The following is a 20,030-nucleotide window of genomic DNA, read 5'->3' as shown; positions in this document are numbered from 1 at the left end:
AGGCGACATTCATGTGTACGTCGCGGCGGCCGCCGTCGCGCCAACTTCCATTCGTGGGTCGTCCATGGGAGCGCCCTCGCAACTGCCACCGCCACGGGCGACCGTCGGCCGCGATTCCGTGCTGTCTGCGGTCGTCGACGAGCTCCTCGTGGAAGGCTCCACCGTGGTCCTGGGGCCGCCCGGCATCGGAAAGACCAACCTCACGCTGGCCGCACTGCATGACCCACAAGTGGAGGCGCATTACGGGAGACGACGCTATTTCGTACGTTGCGAAGGCGCGGCGAACGCCTCGGAGGTGGTCGCGGAGTTGGCGCGTGCCATGGGTCTCTCCGTTGCCGGCGACGACCTGTTGGGAGCCTGCCTCGAAAGTTTGAGAACGACGCCGTCCGCTGTGTGCCTGGACAATGCCGAAACGCCATGGTCGATCGATCAGCTCAATTGTGAGGAGCTGTTCGGCCACCTGACCCGGCACAGCACAGTGCTGATATCGATGCGCGGGCTTGAACTGCCCGGCGGCGTTCAACCGGCTCACCGTGTGAGCCTGGACGAGCTCAGCCTGGAAAGCGCCAAGGAACTGTTCCTCATGGCCGCCGGGGAACGATTCGACCAGCCGGCCCTCGATCCTTTGCTCGATGAAATGGGCGGTTTGCCACTCGCCGTGGAGTTGCTGGCCCACGCTCTCCACGGCGAGGAGAGCCTGGACTCCCTGGCCCGGCGCTGGCGGTCAGAGCAGACACGTGTACTCAAACGCGGAGCCGGTGACCACCGTCTGCTGAGCGTTGAGGTTTCGTTGGAGGCATCCTGGAACGATCACCTGATGACCTCGTCGGCCCGCCACCTGCTGTCCATGCTCAGCCGGCTTCCGCACGGGGTCGCCACCGTGTACGTTTCGTCGTTGCTCCCAGACGGTGCTGACGCGGCAAGCGTGCTCCGCCGTCGCGGGCTGGCCTTCGACGAGGCCGGGAGACTGCGGACCCACCCCCTGATCCGCCACTACGTCGCGACGGCCCATCCCCCCGGGCCCGCCGAGTGGGAGCGGGCCATCGCCAAGTTCCGCCATCTGCCAGCTAAACACGTCCTCCAGTCCGCCGCCGCGCTCACCGAGCCGCCAATCGCGATCGAAGCCCTATGGGACGGCGACACGACAGGCTGGGGAGTCTGGCTCAGCGCGATCGTCCTCGCCGACGGCAAACCGGCCGAACGGAGCTTGGGCTTCCTCCGCGGGCTCGGCGGCGACATTCGGCTGTTCAACGCTCAGGTACCCCCATGGCCTGATGCGGAGGTCGCAGCCTGGGCTGGTCGGATGATCGCGGACCAGTTCAACGTCCCGTTCTGGTTCCCCTCACCCATCTACCCGGAAGAAGACTGCCCGCGATACCTGGAGAGGCACCTCGGCACCCCATGCGCCCAATGCGGCATCCCCCTCCTCCAGCGCGGCCCATGTCCTTGGAAAGGAGTCTGCTACCAATGCCACCTGGAAAGCTCCCGCCAGACCCGCCGCAAAACCAAGCCCCTCGCCGAGTAGTACTACATCACGCCCGCGCCGTCGCCGAGGCCAACGACCGGCGCGTCGGCCGCCTCATCGCCCACCCAGCCGACAAGATCGAATACGCGCGCCTGCTCAAGGCCCAAGGAAGCTCCCTTGGCGAGATCAGCACCAAGACCGGGATCCCCAAGACCTCCCTGCACCACTACCTCGCCGACGAGACATCCACGCCCCGTAGCGCATCGTGAGCGACTTATGGAACACGCCGGATGATCTGTGGGTCCTCAAGCGCCGACGCCGGTGGAACCGGCCTGCTGTTCAAGGTCGACGGGGAAACCATTGAGCAAAGGCTAATTCGGCAGACGGTTCTCCGCCGCGATCCGAAGGTAGATCATCGACCAGATGACCACCTACCACCGCCACTCCTACACCCCTCGTGTTTCGCAGTTTTCAAGATCGCTGCGGGGGTGAGGGGGGACGTGGTTCCCGGTGTGCCGGTGCCGATTATTCATCCGTCCAGTTCAAGCCGCATGTTGATACTCCTTGAGGATTGCGCCTGCCGAAACCTCGTCCATGCAGCTCAGGCGGCATGCAGGTACTCGTGGAGGATTCCACCGAGCCGGTCTCGTCGACGTACGTTAAGGAGAAACGGGCCATGCCGTGTGGGCGGTCCTCATCAAGGAGCAGGACGAACCGCTGGCCCAGCGCGCTGATGCCTTCATGTCTGCGGCGTGTTGCGCGCTGTGGTTGGGGACCACGAACAGGCTTTCCTGGGACGCCCTGGTATGAAGAACCGGTATCCGTGATCGTCCGGACGCGTTCTGTGGGCCAGCAGGCGCGGTGCCTTCTACTGGGACGCGGCTCTCGATGGAACCTTGCCGTCGGATGGGGATGGTGCGGGGCGGTCCCTGTATGTGTGTGCGCTGTGAGGGGCGTGGCTACCCATAGGGCTACCAGTGGGAGTTCCGGCCAGATAGGAAGCGTCGGTCTCGGCCATCTGGGCAGCACCTGGCCGCTGAAGGGGGTACCGATGGCTCTCCCGACTCCTAGGAGAGAGTCGATGTCATGGGCGGGGGCGCGGGGATGGTCTGGAAGGCATGGCGGTCCTGATGCGCTCAGTGTCTGGCGTCTCTTGGCTGGTGGCGGACCTTGAGAGTTGGCTTGGGCGAGGTCCGGTTTGAGGGCTGAGAGTCCGGCGATAGGCCGCGCGCGAGGCCCCGGGGGGTTCCCCGGCCTTTGTTGGTCAAGCCGAGGTTCGCCGTTGGGGATGGCGGCGCGGTACCCCCTCGCCCGGCCGCCGGTCCCCCGGGGTGGGCGGTCACGTCAGGGCGGCGTGGGTGCATCCGGGGCGATGGGCGGGGTCGCCGAAGTGATCGCCGGGCACGTGGTCGAACGCGGTGTCGAACGTGGTGTCGACCTCGGGATCGGGGGCGAGGTATTCGCCTAGATCGGCAAGGGCGGTGATGGCCGCCATCGGGACGGCCTCGCCGCATCCGGGGCATTGGTCCAGCAGTAGCCAGCCCGTGCCGGGGGCCAAGGTCAAATCGGGGATGAACCGCCAGGCACGCTCGGTGACCGGTTCGGTGACCGTGAGCGTCATGCCCGGGTAGCGGCCGTCGGCGTAGCGGCGGTCGGGGTCGTCGGTGACCGTGACGTCCTCGGCCTCGACACCCAGCGTGATCGCGAGAGCGCGGGCGGCGGCGGCCCGGCGGGCCCATTCGGGCCAATCCCGGTGACGTGCCGCGAACGCGGCGGCGTCATGATCGCGGTGGCGGCGTACGGCGATGGCGGCCCGTTCGGCCAATCCGGCAATGGCGGTATTGGCGGTATCCTGTGGGGTTCAACAATAGGATTTGGTGTTCGACCTGCGGGTTCCTGGTGATGTCAGCCGGCGATCTGGTATTCGCTGATGAGGCCGCCGAGGATGAGTCTGCGGTCGACTCGGTGATTGGCGAGGTCGATTGGGGACGGCGGTCCGGCTTCGGCTTGGGCTGGGCATAACTGGGCAATGCTGCGGTGGGGCCGGGCCGTGTTGTAGTGCTCCAGGTATCGGCTGAGGATTCGGCGCAGATGTTGCTCGTTGAGGATGAGCATGTGGTCGAGGAGTTCGCGGCGTAGGGTACCGATGATCCTTTCGCAGTGGGCGTTGGCTTTCGGGGCTTGGGGTGGGCTGCTGAGGACGCATATGCCGGCATCGGCGAAGACCGCGTCGAAGGCGTCGGTGAACTGGCCGCCCCGGTCGCGGATCAGGAACTTGAGATTCGTCGTGTCGGCGGCCATGAGGAAGTTGCGGGCGGCCTGGGTGCACCACAGGCCGGTGGGGTTGGCGGTGACGCCGAGCAGGTGGCCGCGGCGGCTGCCATGTTCGAGCATGACCAGGGCGTAGAGGCGTTTGAGGTCGATAGTGTCCACATGCAGGAAATCGACGGCCACGATGTGCTCGGCCTGGGCGGTCAGGACTGCTTCCACGTCGGCCCGATGCGGCGCGGGGCAGGATCGATTCCTGCTTGGTTCAGGATGTTCCACACGGTAGAAGAGGCGATCGTGTGGCCGAGGCGGGTTAGTTCGCCGTGGATACGCCTGTGGCCCCACATGGGGATTTTGGGCGGCCATGCGCAGGACGAGGGCCTTGACCGCAGCTGCGGTGGGTGGCCGGCCCGGGCGGCGACGTTGGCTGTAGTCCCATCTCTTCGCCACGAGTCTGCGGTGCCAGGCCAGCAGGGTGGCCGGGGTCACCGAGAAGACCTTCGCCCACCGAAAGCGGGGTATCAGGGAGGAGAGTGCCGCCAACCACAGACGGTCGGCTGGTTCGTAGCGCACCCGTGGAACCTGACGGCGCAGGACTGCATTCTCGTGCCGCAGCACCAGCAGTTCCGCCTCCTTGGAGACGTCACAGCGTAACAGCAACGCGGGCAATGACAGCAGCCGTCGAGTGACGGCATAGACCATGGACAAGAGCACGAAAGATGATCCCAGGCAACCCGGACCAACCGCTCAACGTTCTGGAGATCTCCTCTAGGGCGAAGGTTCCAGCACCGGAAGCGATTCGTGTTCTTGAGCCCCAATGGGTTGTCGGCAGCCACCAGGTGGCCGTCGTGGTGGAAGGCCGGCTGTTCGGGCGGAGCCAGCCGGGGTGGTCGGCGGAAAGGCGTCACCGTATGGTTGAGCCGGATCAGGGCTGTTGCCTGGTGGGCTGGATGTGCAGTGGAGGGTTTGCTGTCGGGCGACCGCTGTTCTGGCCGTTGCCTGGATCCTCGGCTGGTACGTCGAACGAAGCTGCTTGATTCCGGTTGCCGGCTGAACGTCTGTCGTCATAGGGGTTGTCTGTGGCGCGCTGGACGGCGCCCAGGGTCAGTGGGCAGTTGCGGGCGGTCGTGTCCGCTCCAATATCCGGCGTAAGCCATATCGGGGTAGGGCGTAATGCAAGGCGAGCAAGCTTTGGTCGAGAGTTTTGCGAGCTCGCAGTCGTACGCCCGCGCTGCGTATTTGATCGTTCGCAAAGCCCTGGAGCGGCTGCGACGTCGTTGCGATATCGCAAGCTCATCGCAACATGCGGGTTGAGCTGGATGAATGAATTGTCGGCACTCGCAGTGTCCGGCCGGACGAGCAACCGGATCCGGCGCAGGACCTGTTGGGGGAGCGGCGTCAACAGTGCGGTGAGGAAGGCCCGATACTGGGGCGCGAATCTCACCTTGTCTCCGCCGAGTTATCGTTCGAGAACGGTGATCTGGTGTCGCGAGGCGAGGATCTCGACGTCCTTGTCCCGGTCATCCATCGGCATTAGCCGCGACGCGGCAAAGGCGTGGGTGACGGCCAGATACGTCAGACGAATGAGCTCGAACTATCATCCTGCCGCCCTGGGCCTGCTTGGACAGGTGGATTGGGGAGCATGTCCGGAAGGACCGACAAGCCGGATGAGCTGCGCGGACGACATTATCGGCAGGCACACAGTCAAGCTTAGAAAAGAGAGCTTTGGTCAGCCTCATCGTAACGTCTCTCCGCTTGGAAGTAAGGGAGAAGTGTTGGAGGCATCTTCGGTCTCTTGCCCTTAAGCTCTTCAACGGTGATGATTTGCACCCTCGGGTATGTCTGGCCATTCATAGGCCACGTATAGATACCGGCACGCTCGGCAGCGCTTTTCATACCAGGGGTGGGCTCGTTCATGGTGATGAAGACGCCCATTGCCGCCCGCTCTGTTCCTACCGTCCCCACTAGATCCCGAATATGACCGGGATTGGTATTTCCACCCTTAACCGAGACGAGGACACGATCGGAAGCGCCTCGACCACCTACAGGGATTCTGATAACCCCGTCGATTCCCTTGTCTCCGGTTTGTTTCGGGTTTGGCTGCCCGTCCACCTCCATTACACACCAACGCTCGAACTCGAATGGCGAGCGCGCAAACAGCGCTCGGGCCCCTGAAAGGTCCTCGGGAATACCACGTATCTCATAGCTCGCGGTAATCCACTCTCCGTATGTGTGACGTAAGCGAGCTCGCATAATCACACAGACCGCTGCGGGCACGAGCCCGTCCGGCACCTCCCAGATCGCCCTCGCCAGCCTGGCCTGCTCGGACCGCAAGAAGTCCCGGACGGCCGCCGCCGCAGTCGCCTGCATCGGCCGGCCGGTCCTTGCCCGTCGCTGCGGGAGGTTGTGAACCAGTCGGCCATCTGATCTGCGAGAACCGCGACCTGGCGGGGAGCAACCTGCACATCGGGAAAGTCCGGCAGCACAACCTCCATCAAGCCACCCCTCAGCCGCCCCGCCAGAGGAACGCGCGGAGAACGCCGTCGGTGCCCTAGCACTCCCATCAGGCACGCCTACCACGCCGTCCGCGCAGGGCGGCACCGGCTTCACGTCGCGGCTCGCCAAGGACAAGCGCCGCGCCTCGACCGGGACGGGCAAGCGAGGCCGCCCCAAGAGGGGGAAATGAGCCGGGTGCGATTGCGAGCCTGAATCACATAAATTTTGGGCCTTGACGCCCTATTTACCCCCATGCATCCTTTGCAGGGGATCACGCGTGCCCGAAAGGCCGCGGATCCCAGCCGGTGGGGGAAAGAAGCCGGTCAGCGCAGCGGACAGCCACGACGCGTGTTTCGCATGCGTACATTCCATGAGCGCCATTCCGCGGCGCGAGCCTGCGCGGAAATGAAAAGGGGACGGCATGCGCGGGGACGATTCCTTGCCGAATTACGAATCGCTTTTCGGGGAACTCGATTTCAGGACGGGAGACGAGGGCCGGTCGGTCACCTCGCCAGCGGCCTATCTGGCCGACCTGCTGCGACTGCTCGACGACCAGGTGGGTGACGGCGCGCTGGCCGAGCGGCGCCCCGACATCCGGCGTGTCCCCCTCGACTCCGAGCACACGTACACCGAGACCCCCTACCTCGACATCGTGGTGGAGATCCTCGAACAGCTCGTCGGGGAGGACCCCTACGAGAACCTGCGGACCCGTAAGCACCCGTTCGACAAGCCGTTCAACCTGGCCTTCGACGAGCTCCGCGCGCACCTGCGCCGGCGCGGGGTCGCCAAGGACGAGATCGTCCGGCCCTTCACCGACGACCTCACGGTGATCTCCCGGGAGTTCCTCGGGCTGGCTCCGGAGGCGGCCGACGTGATCTTCGTCGCCCGGCCGGAGGAGTTGCGCGTCCACCTGGGCCTGGCGGACGGCGAGACGCTCGACGACGAGCGGTTCGCGCGGGCGGCCGGGCTCTCGGACCTGGAGGCCGAGCAGCTGGCGGCGTCCCGGTTCGTGCGGCGCGGCGAGGACGGCTGGATGGAACGTGCCAACCGTTTCGTGCGGCTGGCCCGGCGGCTGGCGATCCCCCTTCCCGACCTCGACCTGGTTCTGGTCACCTGCTGCGGCAACGTCCTCGACACCGACGCGCTCCCGGTGCTCGCGGCCGTCGTCCACCTGGCCCGGACCTTCACCCTGCCGGTCGCGGTCTCCCTGGTCGCCCCCGCTGACGACCCCGCTGCCTTGGAGGACGTCGCGCCTGCTGAGCTGGAGCGGATCCAGGAGCGGTTCCGGGCGTTCGACCCCCAGGGCGGCGACCCGGCGGCGGTGCGGCGCGCGGCGCGTTACCTGACCGCGCTCGGGCTGTCCGCCGACGAGCTGTTCGACCTGCTCACCGTGGTCGAGGCGTCGTTCCCGGTGCCGTTCGCGCTGACCCGCCGGGTCGGCGACGGGTGGCGGGTGCTGGCCGCCCCGGGCGTGCTCGAAGGGCTCTGGCTGGCGCAGGCACTGCCGCCGCTGGCGCTCTGGATCCGGGCCACCGGGCTGGGCGCCGCCGACCTGGCGGCCTTCGCGGGCGGCCCGTCGGCCGCGCCGGTGCCGCCGCTCGACACCGAGGTGGAGGTGCCCGCCGAGGTGTTCGCCTCGGCCCGGTTCTCCGAGAGGGCGTCGCGGGCGCTGAAGGACCATCTCGACGCGGGGGTCTCGCCGTACGAGGCGCTCGTCCGGATGGGCGAGGTGACGGCGGCCGACCTCCCCGGGATCGGGGCCGCGCTGGCCGGGAAGATCTTCACGAACCTCGTGCTCCGGGGGCATCTGACCGCCGAGGGTGACCTGGTGCGGGTGCCGAGGGACCTGGCCACCGACTTCACCGGCTACCAGGACAAGGTCACCGAGCTGCTCCAGCGGGCGGCCGTCTACGTCTCCGACCTCGACGCGCTCCCCGGGCTGACCGCCGCCCAGCGCGCCGAGCTCTACGACAACCTCGTCCACACCGGGGCGATCGCCGCCGACGGGGTCGTGAACGACCCCGCAGGCCGGGTCACGGCCGACCTCGCCGCGGTCGAGCGGCCGGTGATCGAGTTGCTGACCGCGCGTCTCAGGGAGTTCGAGACCGGCCGGATCCCGGCCGACTTCCCCGGCGACGTGCTGGAGTCGCTGCGGAGCAACGGGTACGTCGACGCCGACGGCTACCACACCCGCAAGAAGGCGACCCTTGACGACTTCGCCCTGGCGGCCGAATTCGAGCACGGCCGCCGCGAGATCCTCGACACCCTGCAGGCGCAGATCGCCGCCTTCCGTGAGGAGACCTGCCGGTTCACGCCGGAGGACTTCGACGTCATCGCCGACCCCGTGGCGCTGGCCGCCATGGGCGAGTTCGAACTCCCCGAGGTGGAGGCGGAGCAGCGGCCGTACCGGCTGGATCCCGACGCCGTCGCCGCGCTCGGCTTCACCGAGGAGGAGACCGAGGGGCTGCTCGGCCTGCTCGCCCGGCGTGGTGACCTCGACGACCGGCTCGCCGTGCCGGCCGGCCGGCTGGCCTTCTTCGTCCGGCCGTACAACGTGCTCGCGTTCGGGCTGCCCGGCATGGACGACTACGCCGCCGAGGTGTTCGCGCTGCTCAGCTCGGTCGCCGTGGAGATCTCCGCCGGGGTCGAGGAGATCGGGGAGACCCTCGCCGCCGTCGAGTCGGCCCGCCGCGACGCGCTCGCCCAGGCGGCCGAGGACACGTTCGGGCCGCTCACGCAGGCGATCTGCGACGGGATGGGCGTCGACGTCGCGGCGCTCGCCGACCCCGCCGAGGGCTTGCTGCGCCGCCGGGTGAAGGCGTTCGCGTCCTTCGCGGAGAAGCTCGGCATGGGGCCGGAACTGGTCGTGACGGTGTTCCGCGACCTGGCGTTGACCGGCCGTCACCCGGAGCCGCTCGCGCTGCCCGCCGAGGTGACCCGGATCGACGCCCTGCTGGAGAGCTCCGACGGGCACGTCTACCTGTTCTCCGGCGACCGCTACTGGCGGTACGCGTCGGCCACCCGCGCTCTCGTCGACACGCATCCGCTGCCGGGTGGCCTGACCCGGGTCGACGCCGCCTTCGTCCGCCCCGACGGGAGCGAATGGCTGGTCGACGGCGCCAAGGTGCTGGTCCGGGCCAAGGGCGGGCAGCGCTGGGTGCCCGGCACCCGCTCCTGGGGAGCCGTCCGCAACGCCTTCACCACCGGCCCCGTCGAGGCCGCCCACGTCGACGCGGACGGCAGGACCTACCTGTTCTCCGGCGACCAGTACGTCCGCTACTCCTCCACCGACTTCTCCCGCGTCGACGAGGGCTTCCCGCGCCCGGCCGAGGAGTTCGGCGAGCTCCCCGAGACCTCCTTCGACGGCTCGCCGGACCTGCCGGAAGGCCCGCCCGACACCGTCTACGCCGATGCCAGCGGGGTGTACGCCCTGATCGGCCGCATGGTCGTCAAGCACGGCCAGAGCCTCGAACACGCCGACGGCTACGCCGACGACGGCTATCCCGTGCCGATCGCCACGCACTTCCCGGGGGTGCCCGCCGAGTTCGAGATCGGCGTCCAGGCCGCCTTCCGCGACGACGACGGCGTGATGCACCTGTTCAAGGACGGCCGCACGGTCGCGCTCCGCGCCGGTGCCCATGACGGCGCCCAGGTCGTGGCCACCACCGACCGGTGGGGCGTGCACCGGCCGCTGACCCGCGTCGACGCCGCGTTCGTCGGTCTCGACGGGTTCACCTACCTGTTCAGCGGCGACAGCTACACCCGCTACAGCGGCCCGGACTATTCCCGCGCCGACCTCGGCTTCCCGCGGCTCATCGCCCCCGACTGGGGCGGGCTGACCCGCGTCGACGCCGCCTTCACGCTCGACGGGAAGACCCACCTGTTCGGTGACCGGTACGTGCGCTTCTCCACCGCCGACCACCGCGTCCCGGACACCGACCCGCCGCCCTTCACCTGGTGGAACCTGCCCGACGGGTTCGGCGTCGACGCGGTGTTCACCGACCCGGCCGGCCGCACCCACCTGTTCAGCGCCGACCGGCGCGTCACCTTCGACGCCCGCGATCGCTGGTGGTCGGCGCCGGAGCCGCTGTGGGACAGCCTGCCGTTCGGGTCGGTCGATGCCGCCTTCACCGGCCGCGACGGCCGCGTCTACGTCTTCTCCGGCGACATGTACGTGCGCTACTCCGGCGACTTCTCCCGCGTCGACGACGGCTATCCGGCCAAGGTGCCGAACTTCTGGGGCCGCGGCCCCGACCTGCTGACCCGCACCGGGCGGGTCGACGCCGCGCTCAACCACGACGGCCACGTCTACCTGTTCTCCGGCGACCAGTTCCGCCGCTACACCGGCGGCGCTGCCGACCCCGGCTATCCGCGCCCCCTCGCCGAGTTCGCCCCCGAGGTGCCGCTGACCCGGGTCGACGCCGTGTACTCGACCGGCGGCGACCTCTTCCTGGTCGACGGGGCCATCACCCACGTGATCTCCCGCGAGCCCTACCGGATCACCGACGCGCCCGGCGTGACCTGCGCGTTCGTCGAAGACGGCCGCCTGGTCACCGAAGGGCCGGCGGGTTGGTCGTCGCGGCCGAGGGTGCTGGCGGGGGTGCCCGCGACGTTCCGCACCGGCCTGGACGCCGTCCTCGGCGGCACCTACCTGTTCAAGGGGTCCGCCTGCTACGACACCCGCGTCGACCAGGAGTTCCCGATCGCCGAGTCCTGGGGACTGGTCCCCGAACTCGGGGTCGTGGACGCCGGATTCGTCAAGGACGGCCGGACCGTGCTGTTCAGCGGGCCGATGTTCAGCGACGGCGGGGCGCCGCAGCCGATCGCCGCGCGGTTCGGGCTCGACTCCGTCATGATCGCGTACGTCGACGGCAAGCTCACCCACCTCTTCGAGCACCCGGCCGGCGACGGCACGATGCGGCACGCCGTCGTCGAGACCGGCGAGATCGACGTCGTCGACGTCTCCCACTGGAACACCGACCGGCTGCCCCGCGCGGTCGTCGCGAGGGAGGACACCCTCGTCCTGCTGCACGGCGACACGTACACGCTCCCCGGTGACGGCACCCGGCGGCCGATCGGCCTGCTCTGGCGCGGCTTCGACGGCGAGCTGACCGGTGAACTGACCACAGCCGTCGGCGACCGGTTCTACTTCGGCGAGCGCTACCGCGAATACCGGGACGGCGCCTTCGGCCCGCTCACCGAACCGCGCTCCACCGGCATCGCGACGGTCGACGCCGCCTTCGAGTGGGACGGCGCCGCCTACCTCTTCAGCGGCGACCGCTACGTGCGCTACTCCACCGACGACCACACCGCCGCCGACCCCGGCTACCCCCGGCCGATCGCCGGTGAGCTGCGCAGGGAGGAACCCTTCCGGAACCTGCCCGAGTCCTTCGACGACGCGCTGACCACGATCGACGCCGTCTACGCCGACCTGCGCACGGTGACCGTCGTGATGGGCGGGCGCGCGCACCGGGTCGCCACCGAGACCGTGGCCGCCTACGAGGACCTCGCGGGGGTGGTGCGCCCGCTTGGTGAGGTCGTCGACGCCGAACTCGTGGTGGGCGACCGCACCTACCTGCTGGCGGGGCCGCGCTACTCCCGCCGAACGGGCACCGGCGAGCACGCCGACCCCGGCTACCCGCGCGACATAGGCGACCTGGCCGACGACCTGGGCGTGGCCGCCTTCCCAGACGCCTTCCTCGACGGCGTCGACGCCGGGTTCGCCGGCGCGGGCGGCATCCACCTGTTCAAGGGCCGCACCCACCTGCGCGCCGACGCCCCCACCACGCCCTCCCCGGCGTGGGGGCACGTCGACAGCCGGTTCGACGGCGGCCTCGACGCCGCCTTCACCGGCTCCGAGGGCGAGCTCTACGTCTTCCGCGCCGGCCAGTACGCCCGCTACTCAGGCGCCGACCTCCAGTGGGCCGACCCCGGCTACCCGCGCACCATCGAGGACGACTGGGGCGACCTGCACCCCGACTACGAGGAAGGCGTCGACGGCGCGTTCACGCTGCGCGGCAGGACCTACCTCACCAGGGGAGAGGAGTACGTCCGCCTCGGCGACCGCGGCTTCCCGCGCGTCATCGCCGACGCCTGGGCCGACACCGCCGACTACCGGCTCGGCGACCTGCACACCATCGCCCGCTTCACCCTGCTCGACCACACCACCGGCGGCGCCCTGACCACGGCGCTCACCGAGTCCGACGACGACCCCTACCGTACGATGAGCGCCCTGTTCGGCTGGGACCCGGCGGAACTCATGTGGGCCGAGCGCACCCTGCGCGCGTCCTCGGGCATCGAGTTCGTGCTGAAGGCCGGCGAGCTGTTCGGCGTCGCCCGCCGCGCCGGCGTGGCCCCGTCGGCGCTAGCCGCGCTCCGGGGCGACCGCGACAACGCCGTGCGGCGCGACGCCCTCGTCGGTGCCGTGGGCGAGCCGGGCGACCTGTTCGAACGGCTGCTCATCGACGTCGAGATGGGCGGCCAGGGCACCACCTCCCGGGTGCGCGAGGCCATCTCGGCCGTCCAGCTGTATGTCCACCGGCTGCTGCTCGACCTCGAACCGGCCTCCGAGGAGACCAAGGACCGGCTGCGCCGCTGGTGGACGTGGATGCGCAACCACCGCGTCTGGGAGGCCAACCGGAAGGTGTTCCTCTACCCGGAGAACTACCTGCGGCCCGAACTGCGCGACACCAAGACACCCGCGTTCCGCGAACTGGAGAACGACCTGCTCCAGAGCGGCATCACCTCGGTGACCGCGCAGCGGGCGTACAAGAGGTATCTGGACGAGTACACCGAGGTCTCCCGCCTGGAGATCACCGGCGGCTACGTCGACGAGAGCGCCGACGGCGCCCGCAGCCTCGTGCTGTTCGGCCGCACCCGGACCGAGCCGCGCCGGCACTACTACCGGCACGCCACCTTCCGTGACGGCGAGAAGACCTCGGCCACCTGGGGTCCGTGGCTCAAGGCCGATGTGCGCATGGACGCGGCACGGGTCCACCCGGTCCGCGCCTTCGACCGGGTCTTCGCGTTCTGGGCGACGGTCGAGACTGTCCAGCCCGAGCGGCCCGACACCGCGACGATCGTCACCGCCCAGCAGAGCGAGACCACCCAGACCGTGTCGGCCCCGGCCGCCGCCGCCCGCTGCGTGAAGATCTACTACTCCTTCTGCAACCTCAACCAGGAGTGGATGCCCGCCCAGCTGCTGGCCACCGGGGCGCCGCGCACCGACACCATCGGCGACGTCACCCTGACCGTGCGGACCGGCACGCTGCCCGGCTCCGACCACGAGGCGATCCGGGTGTCGTACACGGCATCCACCGGCGCCGGGGTGGTCGGCGCCGCGTTCGCGCTGGCACCCGAGCTGTACACGGTCGAGCTCGACGAGGTGACCGCGCCGCCCCCCATCGCCGGGGACGTCGCGGCGATCTTCAACGAGTCCGGCATCGACCCGGCCTCGGTCGTCTGGTTCAACCGGCCCGCCGGCTTCACCGACGGCGCCTGGTTCAGCCTCGACCACAAGGGCGGCAGCGTGCTCTGCCGCCCGATCATGCCCGCCCCCGACGACACCGCCGCGCTGCCGCTCCGCGGCAACCCGGAGAGCCTGCCGTCCTGGGACCGCGTCCACACCGGCTTCGAGCTGTACGGCCTGCGCTACCTGTTCGACAACACCGACGACGGCGACGGGAACGGCGGCCGGTTCGTCACGATCAGGAACGGCAACTCCCGGGGCGGCGCCTCGCAGCTCATCGCCGGCCGTTGGGGCAAGGTGCGCCCGCCCGCGGCGCCGGTCCCGTCCGGCGGCCCCGTGGAGGTGGTCCAGATCGGGACCCCCGTCGTGCTCCAGACGGCGATTCCACTCCAGGGCCCATTACAGGGCCCACTCACCGGCCCGCTCCTGCCGCAGCCCCTCGTCCCGCGCAACCCGCTGGCCCAGGACGACGACGGCCAGAGCGGCGGCAATGAGCTCCCGCCCGTGGTCTCGCCGCCGGCGACCGGCTGGAAATCCGTCGACTCGGCCTGGATCTCCGGCAACGTGCTCTACCTGACCAGCGGCACCCAGCTGGCGGCCTACACCTTCACCCCGTCGGGCGAGCTCGGCGAGTACATGGACGAGAGCTACCCCCGGCAGCTCCCGCGGCCCCTCAAAGGCGTGTGGTGGGGTTACGCCTTCACGGCCGACCACTACGCCCGGGTCTTCGAGTGGAACTTCTCACCGGTCGAGGGCGCCTGGGAGGGCCTGCCCGCGAACCTGACGGGCGCCATGGAGACCAACGGCGGCCTCTACCTGTTCCTGGAAGGCGACCCCGGCGCCGACGGGTTCCGGCCCGGCCAGTACCTCTTCACTCCCCGCGGGGCCACCGTCCAGCGGCCCTACCGGCTGGGCACGCTGCAGCACGAGATCGTGCGGCTGACCACCTCGACGGCGTACAAGCTGAACCAGCGGCTGCTCGCCGGGGGAGTGGCGGCGCTGCTCGACACCGCCACCCAGGAAACCGACGAACTACCCGCCTTCGACGTGCGGACGTCCGACTCCACCACCATCCGGGTCCTCGCGGAGCGGGTCGTCGAGGAATGGCTGCCGGGCCGCAGCCACCTCGACTTCCACAGCGCCAACGGCGTCTACTACTGGGAGATCTTCTTCCACGCGCCGCTGCTCATCGCGCAGGCGCTCAACGCCGCCCAGCGCTTCGACGAGGCCAAGTCCTGGTACGAGCACGTCTTCGACCCCACCCGCTCCGACCAGTACTGGCGGTTCCTGCCGTTCCTCGCGGCCGACCCGGGAGCGCTCGCCGAGGCCCTGCGCGCCCAGGGGAACCCCGAACTGGACGACGCCGTCGCCCTGCTGGAGTCGCTGGTCCCGGTGTTCCAGGGACTCCAGCCGCTCACTACCGCCCACCGCGCGGCCATCGAGGCGCTGAAGGACCTCCCGCCGAGCGAGGACCTGGCCGTCGCGATGGAACTGGGCCGCCAGTACGACCTCGCCGGCGACCGCGTGAGCCTGCTCGCGGCCTACCGGGAGGACCCGTTCGACCCGCACACGATCGCCGCGCTGCGTCCGGTGGCCTACCGGCGGGCCGTCGTCATGGGGTACGTCGACAACCTGCTCGACTGGGGCGACCAGCTGTTCCGCCGCAACACCATGGAAAGCGTCGACGAGGCCCGGATGCTCTACATCCTGGCCTGGGACCTCCTCGGCCGCCGCCCCGCGCAACCCGGCACGATCCCGGCGGGCGAGGCGGCCACGTTCGAGACCCTGCCCGCGCTGCCGGCGGGACACGAGCTGATGACCGGCCCGCACGCCGGCGTCGCCGACCCGTACTTCCACGTGCCCGCCAACACCACGTTGCACGGCTACTGGGACCTGGTCGCCGACCGGCTCACCAAGATCAGGGCCTCGCTCGACATCATGGGTGTCAGCAGCCCGCTGCCCCTGTTCGAGCCGCCGATCGAACCGTCGGCGCTGGTCCGGGGCGCCGCGCTCGCGGGTGGGGCCGCCCTGACGACCGCGCCCCCGGCCGAGGTGCCGCACCAGCGGTTCGGCGTGGCGCTGAGGCGCGCGCAGGAGTTCGCCGAACGGGTCCGCGACCTGGGCGGACGGCTCCTCGACGTGCTGGAGAAACGCGACGGAGAGGCGCTGGCGCTGCTGCGCGACCGCCAGGAGGGCGCGCTGCTTGAGCTCACCAAGGCGGTCAGGGAGGCCCAGGTCACCGTGGCCACCGAGAACCTCAAGGCGCTCCGGTCGAGCCTCGACGCGGCCGAGGACCGGGTCACCCAATGGGGCGACGTCATCGCCGAGGGCCTGTCGGCCCTCCAGGAGGCCCAGCTCTCGATGATGGCCTCGGCGTCCGCCTCGCACGCGGCGGCGGCCGGGATGAAGATCGGCGCCTCGTTCGCCTTCGGCATGCCGGAGGTCCTCATCGGGCCCTTCATCTTCGGTACCTCCTTCGGCGGCGACAACATGGGCGAGGCCCTGGAGAGCGCGGCCGGGATCGCCGAGTCGGCCGCCGAGAGCCTCAGCGTGCTGGGCGAGCTGCTCGGCGTCCGGGCCGAGCAGGAGCGCGCCGAGGCCGACTGGCGGGCCCAGCTCAGCGCCGCCGAGGCCGACGTGCTCGAACTCGGCCACCAGGTCAGCTCGGGGGAGGCGCAGCTGCTCGTCGCGCAGCGCGAACTCGACCTGCACCTGGCCGAGGCGGCCGGGCAGGCGGCCGTGTCGGCCTTCATGGGCGAGAGGTTCGCCGGCCACCAGCTCTACCAGTGGATGTCGGGCCGGATGACCGAGCTCTACTTCCAGTCGTACGGGCTGGCGTACGAGATGGCCCGCGCCGCCGAGAAGGCCTACCAGTTCGAGCGCGGCACCGACCTGACGGTGATCCGGCCGACCTACTGGGACGGCCTGCGCGGCGGACTGCTCGCCGGGGAGACCCTCCTGGCCGACCTCGACGCCCTGTCGGCCGCCCACGCGCGCACCGACCGCCGCCGACTGGAGATCACCCGGCGGGTCTCCCTGCTGGAGCACGACCCGATCGCATTGCTGACCCTGCGCGCGGGCGGTTCGTGCGAGTTCACCCTGCCGGAGGACCTGTTCGACCGCGACTTCCCCGGCCACTTCCTGCGCCAGATCCGCTCGGTCGCGGTCGCCTTCCACGACGCGGAAGGAGCCCCGATCGAGGTCAACGCCACCCTGACCCAGCTCGCCCACAAGACCGTCACCGCCGCGGAACCGAAGGCCGCGCAGTACCTCCTCGACCCGAAGGGCGCGGTTCCGGCGAACGTCCGCGTCGACTGGCGTCCCAGCCAGCGCATCGCCCTGTCCCATGTGCCGGAGGGCGCGGAGAACAATGGCCTGCACGAACTGCGCTACGACGACGAGCGTTACCTGCCCTTCGAGGGCACCGGCGCGGTCAGCTCATGGCGGCTGGAGCTCCCGGGCCTGCGCGACCGCGACCTGCCCGAGGACCTGTCCGACGTGGAGATCACCCTCCGCTACACCGCCGAGCACGGCGGCGACGCCTTCGCCTCGACGGTCCGCGGCCTGCTCCAGCCCTCACCCGCCGCGATGTACTTCGACGTGCCCGGCGAGTTTCCCGAGGAGTGGGAGGCGTTCGACACCGACCTCGTCCTGCCCCTGACCGCCGACGACCTGCCGGACCTGTCCGGCCCGATGATCACCGGCCTCTACGCCGTGTACGACGGCGACGCCCGCCTGTCCCTCGGCGACCAGCCCCTGCCCGACGGCCGGCTGGTCCCGACCCCGGGGCTGGTCCTGACGGACGGCGGCCTCCGCCTGACCCTGAACGGCGACCGGGCCTCTCTGGAGGGCCTGGGCCTCGTCGTCACCTACCGCGCCGGCACCCGCTGAGAGGAGTGAGATCCATGGCCAGAACCAAGCCGGTCCAACCGGTCAAGCCGAAGAAGCCGGTGAAGCAGCAGAAGCGGAAGTCGACCAACCGTGAGATGAGCAATTTCATCGCCGACGACAACGACGAATCCGCTCTGCAGCAGGTGGCGTCCATCGACGAGCTCGTCGAGCCGGAGACCATCATCCGGCAGCAGAAGGATCGCAACCAGAAGTCCGGCGGGACCACGCCGATCATCACCCGGAAGAACCAGAAGAAGAACGAGAAGCCCTCCGGCACCGGGAACACGTCGTCCACCAGCCGGAAGAGGGCCGCCGAGACCGACGGGATCGCCTTCACGTCGATCATCGGCGACGGCGGGCGCCGGACCAGGTCACGGATGGACGTGCCCCCGCCGATCCAGCCGCAGCCCGACGTCATCGTGTCCCCGCCCGCTCCCGCGGTCGATCCCGAGGTCCTGGGGGCTCGCACCACCGCCAAGGGCATGGGGCACATGAAGTTCACGGCGGCGGTGCTGGAGGGCAAGGACTGGGCGCTGCAGGTCGTCAGGGACCTGGGCGTCAACGACTTCCAGAGCTCCGAGGGACTGCGCGCCTGGTTCGAGAAGGTCGAGGGCCTGACCGCGGCGTCGACGGCCCCGGAACTGCTCCGTGCGATGGAGGACGTCGACCCGCAGCTGACCGACGTGGCCTGGAAGTGTATGGCGGAGATCCTCGGCTTCGAGGAGTCACGGGCGGAGGACGTCCTCGCCAGAACCGCCGTCGAGCACGCGGCCGACGGGGACACGGAGTTGCAGCGGCAGATCGCGGAGTACTGCGCGAAGGCGGGTCTCGACCATGAGCGCTATCTGCGAAGCTACGGCGATTTCGGCGGCCTGATGCTGTTCGGCGACGCGACGAAGCAGGAGGTCAGTCTCGCTCCCGGGCGGGAGGCGTCGATCATCCTCGAGAGAAGCCTCCAAGCCCACATGAAGGCGTTGCACGCCGAGTTCAAGCAAAGGACCGTCGTCAACGAGCACAACCACCACTACGACCGGATCGCCTGGATTCTCGCCAGTCTCAAGTCCGCCCGTGAATGCGTCGCGTTGATCACGGACATGGGGCAGGAGATCCGGTTCTTCGCCAACAAGCCCGACATGGATCTCGGAGTCGACTTCATCCGGCTCCTGAACGCCGCCATCAACGGTTCGGACACCTGCACCGACGGGGTGGAAAAGCTGTTCCGCGAGATGGCCGACCAGAACCTCGGGCGACGCCTGAAAGAGGGTGAACGGCTGTCGAAGGCCGACCTGAAGAGCGCCGAGCGCCGCCTTCGCAAGACCCTCGACTTGCTCCACCACAACCACGAGGAATGGTCCGCCCTACGGGTCCTCGTCCACAACGCCGGGAACCGGCAGCACGTCCACGCCGAGACGCAGGCCGCGGACGCGGTGCTGGATCGGCGGGACCGGTTCCTGGGTGAGGAGGCGAGCGACGACGAGAACGGCGATCTGGTCCTCCTGGAGGGCACGCTCCGGGAGAAGCAGGCGCTGGTGAAACGGGCCGAGTTCAAGCGCCTCGTCGAGAACGCGCACCTGGCGCTCGGGATCTCCAAACTGTGCTGCTTCAAGTGCTGGCTGATGCTCCTCGCGACCGGGCAGAAGGGCGTCGGGCTGCCCGCGTCGGGAACCCACGGGAAGACGTACGGCTGGCCGGCGCCCGCCAGCATGGCCAAAGCCTCCGTCATCCGGGCGTTCCTGCGGATCGATCCCGCCACGACCGACAAGAACCAGCTGGTCGTGCTGAATGCTCTCAGGACGAAAAAGGGGCGCGCGATGGTCGTCAATTTCATCTCCACCTGGGGCGGAAAGGGGGAGCTGGGGACCGACTATGCCTCCAGCGAGGAGGACGAAGGCCTCGAACTCACCATCTGGGAGAGGTACTACCAGGAGAAATACGGTTCCGACAGCGAGGAACCGGAGGAGACGGAGTCGGAACACGAGGAGATGTCGACCGAGGACCTCCCGAACGAGGACCTCCCGAACGAGGACGACCTTCCGAACGAGGAGCTCTCGAACGACGAGCATTCCGAGTCGGGCGATCCGGTCAGCGAGGAAGACGAGCCGATCACCGACACGAACACGGTCACGAAGGCGAAGGTCCTCTCGTCGTCCGACGACTAACGGATCAGGCGGAGCGTGTCGTCGACCGACTGGTAAACGGCCTGGATGGGCTGCCGGCCCATGATCCAGCCGCGTAACCCCTGGTCGGCGACCGCCCGCAGGGTCGACAGGACCGCCGCGTCCGTCCCCTCCGCGGCCGTCCGCATGACGTCGGCGAACAGGGTGTCGTGGGGCGTGTAGATCTCGGCCGCGTGGGGGTCCGTGGTGGTCTGGAGGACGATCGGCTGCATCTGGAACGCGCGGATCGTGGTGTGCAGCACGCCTGTAGGGCTCGAATACTCGG

7 protein-coding genes are annotated in these 20,030 nt (G+C 69.2%); 3 read left to right on the top strand and 4 right to left on the bottom strand.

The features are described from left to right. Positions 1 to 13 precede the first annotated feature (13 nt). On the top strand, positions 14 to 1,525 hold the full coding sequence (locus tag Amac_RS15520; RefSeq protein ID WP_155355090.1) for a hypothetical protein: 1,512 nt from the start codon (positions 14 to 16) through the stop codon (positions 1,523 to 1,525). Positions 1,526 to 2,804: 1,279 nt separating this feature from the next. Here the strand turns inward: Amac_RS15520 and Amac_RS15515 are convergent. The 3 genes from Amac_RS15515 to Amac_RS15505 all read right to left on the bottom strand — a co-directional run bounded on the left by Amac_RS15515 (position 2,805) and on the right by Amac_RS15505 (position 6,103). Beyond that, positions 2,805 to 3,290, bottom strand: coding sequence for a hypothetical protein (locus Amac_RS15515; protein ID WP_155355089.1), 486 nt, complete (start codon positions 3,288 to 3,290; stop codon positions 2,805 to 2,807). Between the two features lie 80 nt (positions 3,291 to 3,370). Next, the gene (locus Amac_RS54890; protein WP_218041101.1) at positions 3,371 to 3,955 is read right to left on the bottom strand and encodes an integrase core domain-containing protein; all 585 of its coding nucleotides are present in this window, start codon (positions 3,953 to 3,955) and stop codon (positions 3,371 to 3,373) included. A gap of 1,488 nt (positions 3,956 to 5,443) precedes the next feature. After that, a complete protein-coding gene (locus Amac_RS15505; RefSeq protein ID WP_155355088.1) occupies positions 5,444 to 6,103 on the bottom strand; it encodes a restriction endonuclease in 660 nt (219 codons plus the stop codon). A gap of 547 nt (positions 6,104 to 6,650) precedes the next feature. Here Amac_RS15505 and Amac_RS15500 point away from each other — a divergent pair. Continuing rightward, a complete protein-coding gene (locus tag Amac_RS15500; protein ID WP_155355087.1) occupies positions 6,651 to 17,588 on the top strand; it encodes a Tc toxin subunit A-related protein in 10,938 nt (3,645 codons plus the stop codon). A 14-nt stretch (positions 17,589 to 17,602) separates the two neighbouring features. Beyond that, positions 17,603 to 19,747, top strand: coding sequence for a hypothetical protein (locus Amac_RS15495; RefSeq protein WP_155355086.1), 2,145 nt, complete (start codon positions 17,603 to 17,605; stop codon positions 19,745 to 19,747). Here Amac_RS15495 and Amac_RS15490 read toward each other — a convergent pair. After that, positions 19,744 to 20,007, bottom strand: coding sequence for a hypothetical protein (locus Amac_RS15490; RefSeq protein ID WP_155355085.1), 264 nt, complete (start codon positions 20,005 to 20,007; stop codon positions 19,744 to 19,746). The genes Amac_RS15495 and Amac_RS15490 overlap by 4 nt on opposite strands. Positions 20,008 to 20,030: the final 23 nt, after the last annotated feature.

This window comes from Acrocarpospora macrocephala (assembly GCF_009687865.1).
GTDB lineage: Bacteria > Actinomycetota > Actinomycetes > Streptosporangiales > Streptosporangiaceae > Acrocarpospora > Acrocarpospora macrocephala.
The sequence above is the reverse complement of the archived record's forward strand: the minus strand, read 5'-3'. Positions and strand labels throughout refer to the sequence as shown.

Excerpts from the sequence above, each read along its gene's own strand:
- Amac_RS15505 (WP_155355088.1), bottom strand. The coding sequence starts at position 6,103 with ATGCAGGCGACTGCGGCGGCGGCCGTCCGGGACTTCTTGCGGTCCGAG.
- Amac_RS15500 (WP_155355087.1), top strand. The coding sequence starts at position 6,651 with ATGCGCGGGGACGATTCCTTGCCGAATTACGAATCGCTTTTCGGGGAA.
- Amac_RS15495 (WP_155355086.1), top strand. The coding sequence starts at position 17,603 with ATGGCCAGAACCAAGCCGGTCCAACCGGTCAAGCCGAAGAAGCCGGTG.